The organism is Endozoicomonas sp. Z74 (assembly GCF_057680865.1).
The window spans coordinates 3,510-17,311 of record NZ_JBLYZI010000002.1; the positions used below are offsets into that span (position 1 = coordinate 3,510).

The 13,802-nt window shown below is 51.9% G+C and carries 1 protein-coding gene (only partly in view); it reads right to left on the reverse strand.

All coding sequences use genetic code 11. The annotated features are described in order from the left end of the window. Nucleotides 1-13,802, reverse strand: the end of a protein-coding gene (locus tag ACNRUY_RS00615; RefSeq protein WP_488109697.1) for an alpha/beta fold hydrolase. It continues 16,954 nt past the right edge of the window; the window shows 13,802 of its 30,756 coding nt (coding positions 16,955-30,756); its start codon lies off the right edge, out of view — the gene reads right to left on this strand; the stop codon is at nucleotides 1-3.

Below are 13,802 nucleotides of genomic sequence, written 5' to 3' on the forward strand. Positions count from 1 at the left end.
CTAACCAGCAAAAGCGGTTGTCAACAGGATTGGGGGGGGCTGAGTCATCCCTGAAAAACCGGTAGAGGTTGAAGACGACGGGCTGGTGAACCCTTTGAACTGATTTATGCTCTGGATCAGCACATCAAGCCCTTGCTGGGAACGGAAGGTATGGGAACCGCACCGAACACCGGACAGGTTGGCTCGCTGAAAACGGTGTTTAGCGGGATCAAACTTACCCGCCATATACAAATAGTCATGGGGCCGATTTGCACCTTCCGTTAACCTGAGTTCCAGAAGCCCCCTTTTCTCCGTCAAGGTCATCCTTTCACAGTCAGCCTCATTCCCCAGTTCAACAAACAGATCCCCTTCACCCAACACCTGAATAAAGTCTTTTCCTCCCTGCTTTTCATATTCATAGGTCAGCGTACCTGCGGATGAATGCAGAATCTCATCATCACCATAACCGGAGCGGACCTGCCCATCCTGGGCCAGCGCTCCCAGCTCAAGAATATTCTTTTCACTATTACCCTTTAATAAGACCGGTGCTTTACTGTTCCACCGGAAATTCTCCGTGCCTTCCAGCAGCCACTGATAAGCCTGACCGGAAGTAATCTGTTGAAGATCAAGGTCTACGTCCACATCCTGAAGTGAAGCCTCGTTAGAGCTGTCCATGGACAGGTCATGGGCGCTGCAGGGAACTCCGCAATGCACCGGCTGGCCGGAAGTGGATGGCTGCAACCGTTGCTTGACTTTTCCTTTGTTATCCTTTTCGTAAATTCCAGAACAGGAATAAATACACTTCACCCCCCTCTCCGGCAGCAAGTCCTCATGGGGTTCAGCATCATGGCCATCCTGGCTCTGCTCCACGGCAGAGCAGGGACCATAACAGGACAATCCCTTGACCGTTGACCTGGCCTGCTTCCCTTGCACAACTGCTTGAATAGAGGCAGCCTCAGAATCAGAAACCGTTTGTGATCCATACAACGAGGCACCGGAACCATCGCATTGAACAGCGCTTTCTGAAACACTGCGAACGCCTTTTGGTAAAACCGGGGACATCGGTGGAACAGAGCCACTTTGGTTCGCAACCGTGGTTTCAGCAGGCAGAGTCACTCCGGCCCCACTGGACTCTTCATCACCATAACAGGGAAGGTTTCTGAGAGACTGCCAGCTCTCCTCAGGGCTGGCAGCTCGCTCGTGGATGGAAGCCGCTCTTGAAACCAGGTTTTCAAACTCTGGAATCTCGGGCTGTTCCGGTCGTTCCTGCTTAATCATGGTTAAGGGCAGGTCCGGAAAATTAAACCCCATATGACCGTGAGTGGCAGGGTCGGTTTGATTTTCAGGAGGAGGACTGGCAACAGTTACTGCAACACTTTCACCCCCAGTCGTCGGCACAGCAGGCAAGGATGACAACACTGGATGCTCTGTCGTTGTTGAGAGCGTATCATCAGCCTCCAGCTCATCAGAGTCAGGCCACGGCCATGGATCCAGGCCGTCAGGTTCATTAAAATCAGCCGCCAGCTCAACAAAGTCAGCCAGTGAATAGATCTGCCCGCTGACCGCTATGGTCTCCGGCCCTTCTCCATAAACAACAATCCCCTGGTCTTCAGCCTGCCGGTGTTTGAATCGAAGCATCTTCCCGGAAGGACTGTCTGCCAGCAACCCGGCTGTTCGGCTGCTGATGCTCCTGTTGGCAAACACCAGTCCATCAACCTTCACCCCGCTTCCCTCTTCTGCCTGACTGACAGTCCGTACAGTCCGAGGCAAGAGAGGAAAAGAGAAGCGGTGGGCAAACTCGCCATCCCTGTATACAGTGCCCCCTCGACGAGACAATGTGACCACCATATGGCGTTTATGATTCAGCTCGAAAAAACCGGCAATCACCTGCTCTGTCTCTGTGCCGTCTGGCAGTAACAGCTTTATCAGCAAGTTAAGGTGGCTGTCGGTTCTTATTGAAATGCCCCCCTGCTGGGCGGTACCGGAGAATTCAAACAGACTGACCGTTCCCAACGGTACCTGTTCAAGCGTCAGGAAACAGGCCAGGGTCATGTCCCCTCCTGTTTGAACGTCTTCAAGGCGGGTGGCTGGCTGGAAGCGCTCCACCATGACATCGGATGCCTTTCTATACGGGTTGCTGAACCGCAGGCTTTCCAGCCCTTCTGGCCGGTCGCTGCACGACACGATTACGGACTCCAGGCCAGACTCCTCCAGAGTCAACACCCCCTGTTCCTGAACAACGATGTGCGAGAGATCTTCTCCGGTAACAACATCCAGACGCCCATTGCGGACCACCATCCGGGACATCCCAGGCGCCGGGATCACCCGTCCCGGATGAGGTGAGTTCCATTCCAGGGTTTCAAAGGAAGCAAACAATCCCCTGGCCTGCTGGTCAATGATCAACTGCTGTTTCGCACCATCCACCACCACATATCCCGGTGACTTCTGATGGGCAAACTCAAGGGTGTCCTCTCCTTCCCCGCCACCGAGGTAATCCCAGTTAACATCCCGAACCGTGAACCGGTCTTCCCCTCCCAGCCCCAGAAAAGCCCCTGCGCCTCCCTGAGTCATCCAGACATCATCGGCACCCGTGCCCAACCATAAGGCCGTCGCGGATGGCTCTTCTTCTGCTGAAGAGGGCAGAGCCCGGATTTTCGATGTTTTTTCAAAGACATCGCTGGCATTCATAGCCAGCAAGTCACTCTCTTCACTCCAGGTCGAGCCCTGTGACTGCAATAACCGACGCCAGGCTCTGCCCATGCCGAGCCAGTCCATCAGTGAGCAGGCCAGAGTCAACGCCTGTCCATCAACCTCTCCTTTAACCGTCACCTGAATGCTCAGCTGCTGCTCTGGCTCCAACCTTTGATATGCCCACTCCAGAGGCCACAACTGCTCAAGCGTCATCGTTTTACGAAGCCCTCCCCCTCTTAGAAACAACAGCAGCCGACCGTTTTCCTCAATAACCCGGATATCTTCAAGATGGGTTCCTTTCAGCAGTTGGTCAGGAGCAGGAAAGGCCTGGGTCAGCGACCAGATTTCATCAACGGGTATCACTCTCTGGTTCACCTGGATTCGCTCAACTCTCTCAATGCGATCCTGTGCAAAGAACTCGTTGTACTTTCTCCGGTCAACAATGCGGGCCAGGGGAACAGTCTGGTAATTTTCACCATCCCTGAACCGGTAAATAATCAGGTCGTTGCCGTATTTTCTAAACAGCACCTGATTGTCCCAGTTGGCTTCCACCACCAGCAGATCCCCCGTTCCCGGAGCCTTATCCACCACTTTCCAGCCATCACCCTGGGGAAACAGGCCAGCAACACTTTGATGATCCGCAACAAAAACATGCCGACCGTCAGGCTCGGGAAAAGAGCCCGAAGGGCCTGCATTCAACCAGGCACTGACTGCAGGCTGACCATCCAGATACCAGGTTTCCTGGAACTCCAGATAGTCCGGACAATCCGTCATCATCGCCTGAACCTTGCCGCACTCAGAAGTGACGACATACAGTGCCCCGCTTTCTGACTGGACCAGTTGCCTTAGCATTTCCTGTTCGGGTATCTCGTCAGTCACGATCAGGCTATCAAGGTAAAGCTGTTCATGGGGGCTCACAGCACCCGGCCCGGATCCAGTAACGGTTCTCCCCAAATAATTCCGGGACCTTGCCATTCGCTTCAGACTCGGTCCCCTGAGCGGGTCGGCTACTGACTCTCCATTTTTATAGAGGTTAATGTCACCGGCCCGAGACACCACCAGTGCCATATGCACCCACTGGTCATTCTGGAAAAAGCCGGGCAGTTGTTTTCGGAACAGGGCCTCCGGATTTTCACCGGAAAAACTCAGGATGAGATCACCACTCCCGGTTTTGGTGACCTCAATGGTATGCCGGCCTCCTGGTTCGGAAAAGCTGAGGATCGACAGATCACCCTGGGATAAACCGGCAATTTTTACCCACAGAGACACCATCATCGTTCCACCCGTCATCAGCCCCGGAACCTCCAGCCACTGATCCCGATCAGTCAGCACGACGGCCTGGTCAAATCCCCCATGATTGACAGCTCGATCAGGATCGCCATGGGCGGGTAGTTGCCCCAGCGTTCCTCCCACGGGCAACCAGTTTTGTGACCTTAACATTGAAGGAGGGAAAGGGAGGGAAAGCTTAAAGCTCTGGGCCTCTGTCTCATCAAAATGGACAAATGCTTTGCCCTCAAACCCAAGGGACAAGTTATTATGTCCATCCCCCGGATACACGTTGGCGTAGTCTCCTTCAACCGTAAACGAGTCATGCCCCTGCTCACCCCGTAGCTCATAAACGACACCCGCTTGATGATTAACGGCACTTCCACTCACCCTCAAATCATCATTGCCCAGACCAGACCGAACCATAGGGGCTTTGGGAGTAGCCGCCATAATGTTATCCAGTCTGAGATCCCCGTTCAGCCGGTCAAAATAGAAAATTTTCAATGCTTCCTTGGTGAAGGGGGGTTCTGCAGGCACCGGTTTTGTTCCCTCAACAGCCGCCTTTTCCGGTGTATAGGTGTTAACCAGCTGTATATAAGAAAAGTGGCGGTAAAGCTGCCCGACAAAATGCTCTGTATCCAGGCTGCCATCAGGACGAATTCTCCGTTCCACCGCCCCCAGATCAATGGTCACCCATGCAGCCCCTTTGTACTTAAAGGCAAGCTCACTGTAATCCCCGTTGAGCTCCAGCTCTATGTGACTGCTGGCAATATTATCCCCCTTGAAAACCAGCATATTCTCATGATCAGGGTCCACGATTCTGGAGCCTTTAGCCGCCAGGTAAACGACATAGATATCTTTACCGGACTCACCCTGCATCAAGTCCGCATCCTGGTCCGCGATCATCTTGTCGTCACCAGGGCCGCCATAGTGAATGTCTTCCCCCGCTCCCCCCTGGGTTGTGGTTCCCTTACTACTTTTCATTCGGCTGGCATAAAGGTGGTCAGCACCTTCTCCCCCCATCAGGGTTCCTCCCTCTGACAGATCAAACAGCTGATCATTCCCCTTGAAGCCCCTTGCCATTGCCCCGGATACGGTCAGAAAAATCAGATCATCGCCAGAGGAGGCCACTGAGTTCTCAATACCATACAAACGGTCTTTAACTAAGCCGGGAACAGGAGGCGTTTCCGTACCCGCTGTGTTGGTGGTAGAGCCCCCATCCTCTGTTGTTTCAATCGTTGTCGCGGTCTCTGTGGTACCCGGCCGGTCACCCGAAATTGAACGGTAAGCCACATAACCATCCCGGCAATTTCGCTTTCCGACAGGCACTCCCTGTGTGGCATCAGTTTGAACAAAACCTGCCGTTGTAAAGTCCAGGGAAGGGGTTTCAGCCAGAGTTGACGATTCTCCCCTCATCACTGTCGACGTCGCGGGTGCTGATGGTGTTGATGTTGATGTTGATGTTGATAATGTACCTGCAGAAAAATCAGTGGATGAAAGCGCTTCGGTAACCGGTTTTTCTGTACTACTGGCCTTGCCTGAGCTCACCGTTGTCATCTCTTCCCGGGTGAGACTCCACTCGTCTTCTATCTCCTCATCGGGGCATTGACTGAACTCAGCCTCCTGATCCAGTGCCTGCACCTCAGCAAACCAATCGAACTCCATTAGCCAGCTCGCATCTTTCAACACACCCCGCAACACATTTCGGTCAGAAAGAACAATCATCCCCCGGCTTCCTTCAGGCAGGCCATGGGTGCTGTAATCAACCGTGTCACTGCCAGGTCCTCCGGAAATCAGATGGGTTCCCTGTGACAGAAAGAAATAGTCATCGCCCCCCCTGCCATAGGCTTCTTCTCCCTCTCCCTCCCTGAGAGTAAAGACATTATTTTTATGATTTCCGAACAGAATATCCTTCCAGTTACTGCCGGTGACCCGTTCAAAATTCAAAAGTGGAAATGCCACACCTTCCCCCACCCGGGCCTGTTCGTCAGCCAGGTCAACCCAAACCCCTTCAAGGGTTTCGAACATTACGGTATCTACTTCTGGTGTGGTTTCAGCAGCGGCTTCAGTGGTGGCTTCAGTAGTGGCTTCTGCAGGGGATTCGGTAGTGGTTTCTATGGGGACGACTTCACTTCCCCCATCAAGCAGCTTCAGCTGCAAAGGCTCAGGCAAGCCCTTCTGGCCATCAGATGCCGGGGCAAGCCGTTGCTGCATAACCACCACCATGTCACTCCCTTTCCCCATATCCACCCAGTCATTCCCTCCGCCGGTGGTATAGTGCTCACCCGCTTTGGATCCCCGGTACCGATCGGCATTACTGGTGCCGACGATATTGTCTATTCCAGTAAACGTGTCACGGAATGTCTTGTCCGGATGCACTCCATCTTTTGCCTTCCAGGTATGATCGACGTAACCTTCAATCATATTCACTGAAATACGGTGCCGGGTATAAGGAATAAAGGGCCGTTCCTTTAGCCAGACATGGGTAACCGTTGGATACTGAAGGGTGTCATACCCTGTACCTGCATTGATTGTGTTATCACCCATCCCGGTAGAAAACTGATTATCCCCCCCCATATCCGTTAATGTATTGCCCCCGTTTCCAGCCATAAGAATGTTGTTTTCGTCAGGACTGCCGGTAAGAACATCATCACCGTCCTGAGTCTTTATCATTTGGATACCTTCAACCTGTCGCTTGCCCTCATGCTCGAAAGTCAGGTCGATCGTTGAAAAAGGCAGGGTATGCTTCGAATACAACGATTGCCATTGAGACCGGCATTGCTTCATATAGGTGGTCTTGACACCTTCAACCCTTTTTTCACCGGACGCACACTGTATATTGTCTTTATTGATATCCTTACTTTTCGTTTCACGCACCAGCTGGCCACCGTTATAGCATTTTATCGTTGTGTCATGCTCGGGCTCCCACTGAACATCTACTTCAACGGCAATTCGATCAATAATATCTTCCAGAGAAAAATCCAGTGGTAAATCTGGTCCCACCAAGCTCGGCCAACTTAAAACAACATCTCCCTTACCCAGTTCACTCACCTTTATATTTCTTTCTATTTTTTTCGATAGTCCATCAACCTCAAAAGACATCCTGTAAAAACTTTTTTCTGAAAACTTGTAATCTTCAACCAGAAACTTACCCTTTTTTCCCTTATTAGGGCCGTCTTCTTCATTGACATAATCCGAATCATAAATTCCCGGAACTTTAAACCTTAACTGGTTATCCGAAAGCTCTATTACCATATTAAAAGGCTCGAACTTTCCACATTCATGTCCTTGGGCTGAAGAAGGTGAATAATCAGCGGGCCTGATAAAATCCAGAAAAATCTCAGGGCGATCACTGCTGATCAGCTGATTTCTCCCTCCGCCGCCTTCAATGAAATGGCCGGTATGCGAAGACCCTGAAAAGAAGATCTGATCATCCTCTTCACCTCCATGAACCACATGAGTGCCCGATTTGAGAAATGCTTTATTCCTGCCCTTTTCCAGCCATAGTTCCGTCTTTCCTTCCTCACAAATAGCCGTATCGTCCCCTCCCCGCATCCAGACTTTATTTTCTCCCTTACCAGGCCTGACCGTTTGACTGTCATCATTCCCAACAAATGTATCGGAAGAAGGTGTCAACTCAAACTCTTCAACTCCGGTAAATGCATCACCTTTATCGAGATCCTGGCGGGTTCTGCTTAAATCAACAGAAACCCCTTTCTCACTCTGGGCATAGGAAACCCGGTCATAACCTTCTCCCCCATCCACATACTTTCGTCCTTTATCGGTCACTTTAATGATCACCGTATCATTTCCAGGGCCCGCATCAACAACATCCAGCTCATCACCGGTAACAATCTGGTCATCCCCCCCCCTGGCATCAAAAAAGTTACGACCACTGCGACCGATCATTAAATTATTCTGGTTATCACCGGTAAACGTCGTACTGTAAGCACTGCCCACCACATTTTCTATATTGTTAATCACTCCGTGGCTGCCGGCCAGATCCATAAGAGTGGCATAAAAGCGAACAACCTGATTATTGTCATGGGTGTTACGGTGGCCTTTACTTTTATCGTACCAGGTTTTGATATTGGCCCATTTCAGTAACTGCTGATAATCAAACTCGACCAGGGTGCCTTCATTACCAATAAAATACAGCCTTACCTGGCGCTCATTACCCTGTTGAAATCCACCGGCATGAAGATATAACGCCCCCTGGTAAACTTCTTCTTCCGGGACAAAGTCAACCCCAAGCACTTCATAATAAAGACAACAACCCTCTTTGGTATCCTCTAATGTGCCACTCCACCAGCACCGGGTTCCTTCGACCATCATTTTACACCCATCACTGGGTTCCGTGTGGCTTCCCCATTTGAGATCCCCTTTTGTATTAAAACTCAGAACATTGCAGGCCGAGTGAAGCCTGTGCTTATCAACCGTTATGGCATGGGCATTCTTGATCTTCCCTCCCCCGGTGACCCATGTATGGTCTTTATGATCTCCCGACATCAATTCTTGATACAGCGATTTGTATTTACCTGAGCGGGTATGCTTCACCAGAGCCCTTCTGAGCCTGCCAAGGGTCACCTCTCCGATTTTATAAAGGTCCGATGACGGAATCTTGCTTCGGGCCATGGCCTCAGATGCGAGTTTCTGGATGCTGGCGCTGGGAACAACATCGGTGTTGTCCGGGCAAAGACTCTCACTGCGATCGTATTCTGTTTTTCCCTCGCAAGCCTCCAGATCACTGTGAGGACTGAACAGAAATGCCGAAGGATCACTGTGATAATTAATAAAATTCATGCCGGAATTGGAAATTCGGAGGCTGCCCTTGCGCTCAATTCCATAAAGTGTTTTTAACACACTGAAGTCGCCTTTAAAGCGTTCATGGTATCGCTGTAGAAGATCGGTAAAGCTGTTGGAAAACCGCTGGCGGGAAAGATCAACCTTAAATACATACGGAAACCGGGGAGGAGCTGGAGTAGTACCCGCCGTCGGAATAGCTGATACAGAAGAGGGAGAAACCGTGGAGGGGACAGCCGTCCCTCCCGAAACGCCGGAGCCAGAAAAGGAAGTATCACCCAAAGCAATTGCGTTCAGAAGATCCATCCTGACATTGGCGGAAACCGAAGGGGAATGAACCTTTGTTGTATCCCAGTCATCCACCTTCCATTGCATTTTATAGAAGACGCCGGGGTCGTATTCTTTTCCATCGATCCTCAAAAAATGCGGCTCTGAGACATCCCCAAACTTGTTTTCAAGGGGGGGGCTGGGCAGAAGCAGAGTATCCACATCAGGCCCACCATCAATATCCGCAAGTCCGGTGCCCGGACGAACTTCATCATCACCGGTCCCTCCTTTCTGAGTTACATCTCCCAGCCCATGAATCAGCTTATCCTTACCGGCATTCCCCTCCTGATAGACCCCTCCCACAATCTTGTCATCACCCGCTCCCCCGTAAGATCTCCCTTGATGCATTTCACGAAAAATCTGGTCGTCCCCGCCTAACCCATAAACCGACTTGTCACCCTTTGCCACCACATAGTCGTCTTTATCCGTGGTGGCATCCACCAGGGTTTCAGACCACATATCCATATCCCAGACTTTTATGCCTTTATCCCGTTTCCCCTGAAGCTCCCTGAGCACTTCATGCTGGACGGTTCGCAAATCATCTTTGTATTTTTTGAAGCGGTCTTTTAAATGCGGGTCGGCACTTTCCCGCCAGGCGAACTTGGAATAACCTTCCTCCGCAGCATCCGCGGCCAGTTTGTCGATAAAGTCGGTAAACGCTTTGCTTTTGACCAGAGCATCAAAATCCTGACGGGCATTGGTGGGAGGAGCAAAAAAGCCAATGATCATCTGGCACAGCCCAAGGAAGGTGGCGATCACATCCAGGATAAATCCAACCGGAGCGAGAATAACAGAGGCTTCACAGATAGCACTGGCTACATCAAGAACAATCCCGATGCCATCCAGAACCGCATTGACCGCATAAAACGCCAGCTGATCAATATTACCGGCCTTGCGGGCTTCCTCTGCCGCCATGGCGTTGGAGACCAGAGAAAACACACCGGCAGCAACCGCAATAACCGAGCCCGCTACCGGTGCAAAGCGGGCCAGCCTGGCCGTTGTTTTGGCGGACACCTTGACCGCGCTTCTCCCTACCAGCCTGGGGGCGTTACGAATCCCTGCACCAATCAGCCCCAGCCCTTCATCCGCAAAACCTGCCGCCCGGGAGGCCACTGCATGGGCCGTTCTGCCCAGTCCATAAATACTTCCAGTGTAACCAAAAGCCACCCCGGTGATCCCCATGGCATAGGCTTCGGGTGTCAAACTGTCTCTGAATTTGTTGAGATTATGCAGGGATACCGTGCTCTGACCGAGGCCAAACAGCCCCATGCCAACACCGACCCCCATCTGGGCCTTGCCAAACCAGGGCTTGCTGGACAAATTCCTGCCAAACTGCCGGACCCTCTGCATTTTCGGGGAGTCGAAATACCCGTGCTTATGAATCCAGCGATCAACGGCATTTTCCCTGAAGGCAACGGACAGGTTCAACGCCTCACTGGCTTCATGAATCCCTTTTGGAGAATCCATTGACTCAACAATGGTTTTAAACTCATCGTTTTCCCGAATGGATGCCTTGATCTCTTCGATCTCTTCCCCAAAGCCGGCATCTGCATACACCTGTATGGCAGCATCAATGGCGGCATCAACGGTTTTTATTTCGGAATTACGGCTGGTGACCAACTCCAGCAGCTTCACCATCATTTTCTGCTGCAGCTTACTATCATCTGCCGGGCTTTCACCGGCCACTGAGACAAACTCCTGATTAAAAAAGGCATCCATTGCCTTTACCAGTTCAACCTCCGTCTTTCGGGTAGAGTTCTGACTCTTGCCCGGTTGCTCTTTTTCAGTGTTGGAATCATAACCACTGTCGTCAGAGTCAACATCATCAGACAATTCGTCATAACTGCTCAACAACTCATCCAGAGAGGAACCAATAGAGTCCAGTCTCTTCAGTGGGTCTCCATCCTGGTATTTTTCTCTTATGGATTCCGCTTCACTTTCTGGCAGGGCCCTGTTAAGCCTTTCATCCACCTCATCCAGAACCCGTTCAGCCCATTCCACCGGGTCACGCCGACAACTGGCACCTGCATCCCTTTTACAAACCGATATCGGCAGATTCGACTCTATGGGTGGAGGTAAATCCGGCAGGGTAAGCCGATTCACACGCTTTTGAAATTCAGCGGCGCCAATATTGATCATGGAGCGTGTTTGCCGGGTTCCTCCCTGACCGGTTGAACGATCTAAATCCGTAACATCGATTCCCTTAAGCATTTCTATGCTGTCAGAGACGGCTTGCCGGATTTGTTTTGCGCTGTCATTCCAGCCAAATTCATCCAACCGCTTTGCCAGCTCAACGGCCGCTCCCAATCGATCGAGCTTGGCGGCAAAATCCAGCCTGGCCGACATGACCCTTACCCTGGAAGGCGACAGAGGACTTCCTTTGCCGGAGTGCTTCCTTACCCCCAGGGAGATCAGTCGTTCCCCTGCAACTTCACGGGAAGGACGCACCAGCTCCTGCAGCAACGCCTGGGCCCCAAGCGCAGAAAGACCATCCGTTCGGGTTGTACCCAGGACCAGTCGGTTGGCTTCCATATCGGCCCAGGAAGCATCCAGCGTCAGGGTGGGATTCACCAGAACATCCACTGTTCTGTCAGCTCCTCCTTTTTTTCCAGGAAGTTTAATGGACAGTTTCTCAACACCGGTCAGGGCGGTCAGTTTATCGACTCGCTTACATTGCCCTTCTTCCAGAACCTTTCCCTCAGCCACCTGGTTGGCAATGTCCTGCAACTCATGCTTAAGCAGAATACCCGCTGCCCGTTTTCTAATTTCCCACTGACCACTACCCGCGACACCACCCTTGTTTTCCTCCAGCTGCACCCTCCGGATCAAAGCCCACTCCAGGCGGTGCAGCCCTTCCACATCCAGGCCGTTCAGTGTCTTTTCTACGGAACGAATCAGAAATTCCGGAGGGTTATCACTGTCCACAAAACCGTGACTGAAGGCGGCTTCCATCGCTTGGACAAACGCATCGGCTTCAAACGGCGACTGCCCAATACCCTGCTGCCGGTTAAGTTTGAAAACAGCATCCAGCACTTCAGGGCTCAGGTCGTGCCTCAGCATGGGGAGCTCAGCATCGACCTCAACCATGCAGTAAAGCTGGTCGCCCTGCTGAACAAGAGGCTGACGGTTTTCTGAGAGCGCAACAGGATCGATCGGTTTTCGCCCCCGGCGCCGCCTCAAAGGGACAACAGGCAATTGGAAAGCATCCCCCATTCCCTTCCTGACAGTCAGCGCCTCAACAAAAACGCTGCGCATCCCTTCATTGAATACTTCGCCACTGTCTCCAGACAAAGTGCCGGACACAACCTCCTGCCCTGCTCCTGACGCTGTCATGATCCGCTGGGCTGCCTCCCGGATACCCGCAGAGAAAGAGTCATATTCCACCTGTCTGATATAGTTATCCAGGTGCTCAATGGTTTCCTGGGAAACAGCCCCTGCCAGTGCCTCCGCCGTTCCAGTCAGTGGCCGAAACCCTGTAGAGCCTTCATCTGACGATAGGCCTCTTGCCTTTTTGATGCTCTGGAATAAAAAGTCTGTAAACAGGGAACGGGCATCATCCGCCCTGACACCTTCTGGCAGAACGCGGTTTGCCAGTCCCTCAGCTTCCATCTGGCATAAAGTCAATAATGCCTGATCACTGGCACTGGACATCAGCAGGCCCAGTCCAGATAACGGGTTTCCCCAGGCCCTGTAGTTCATCGCCTCCGTTCTTCGGCTTGATGATATTCTTACGGAGAAACCAAAATGCCTGTCAGGAATCACTTCTATGCTTTTGAAGGGAATCAGATCATTGTCCGAAGCTACAAATTTAAAACGCTCTGCAGCGGCTCCTAATTTGTCATCAAGGGAGGCGTTATAGCGCCCAAGAAGATCAGACAGCTTATGAAGTTCACCCGGTTTCTGATGCGTTTCAGCCAGTATGTCAGCCAGTGCTTTCTTCGCAATTTCTGTACGCGAGCGCTCGAGGTCACTGTCCAGGACAGCCGCTTTTAAAAGGATGGATCCTTTGGCATCCAGCATCAGGCGCATATAAGACCTTTTACCTTTATATGGCCTGAGCGTTTCAGCAATCATTTCCGGTTCTATTGCTGGAATAATGTTGGTCATCGGCTTGGAACTGAAAGCAACCACCTCGCTAGACCAGCCCCGAGGCAGAACATCCACCGTTGCCAGATCGTCGGAAGGGCTGGTTTTAATAGCCGGTAGCCTCAACTGCGCACGAATTCGGTTTTCATAGGTAAGGACATCACCATCAGGCACCAATCCGGAAAAGGCCTGAGCCAGCTTTGGAAACCATTCTGTGGTATCACTGATCGCGGTTTCCGGACCCATCCGGGATAGGTCGATATGCAGGGTGACAAACCCATTCTGCTTCTGATAAAGCTGTACCTGCACAGCCTCTGCAGGCGCTTTCCCAAGAACCACCATCACCTTTATCTGCTCTGGCAGCGCCCCCTTCAGAGAGGCGCCCTCCATTCCGGGAATGTCTGATAAGGAAGCTGGCCTGGGCAGGTCTGCAGCCAGACGGGTCAGTCTCTCCCTGAGCTGCTGACCTTCTTTTGTGCGAGAAAAAAACAGTTCCAGGGAACGGCTGACGCCCTTAACCACAGGATCCACTCCGGAACGGTCACCCGGGGCCGATAAGGCCTCGTCAGTCACGTAAAAGGCAACGTTCCTTAAATCCGGGTCGGAAAAAGTAAACAACCTGCTTCCACCGGTTTCATCATCACCGGCCA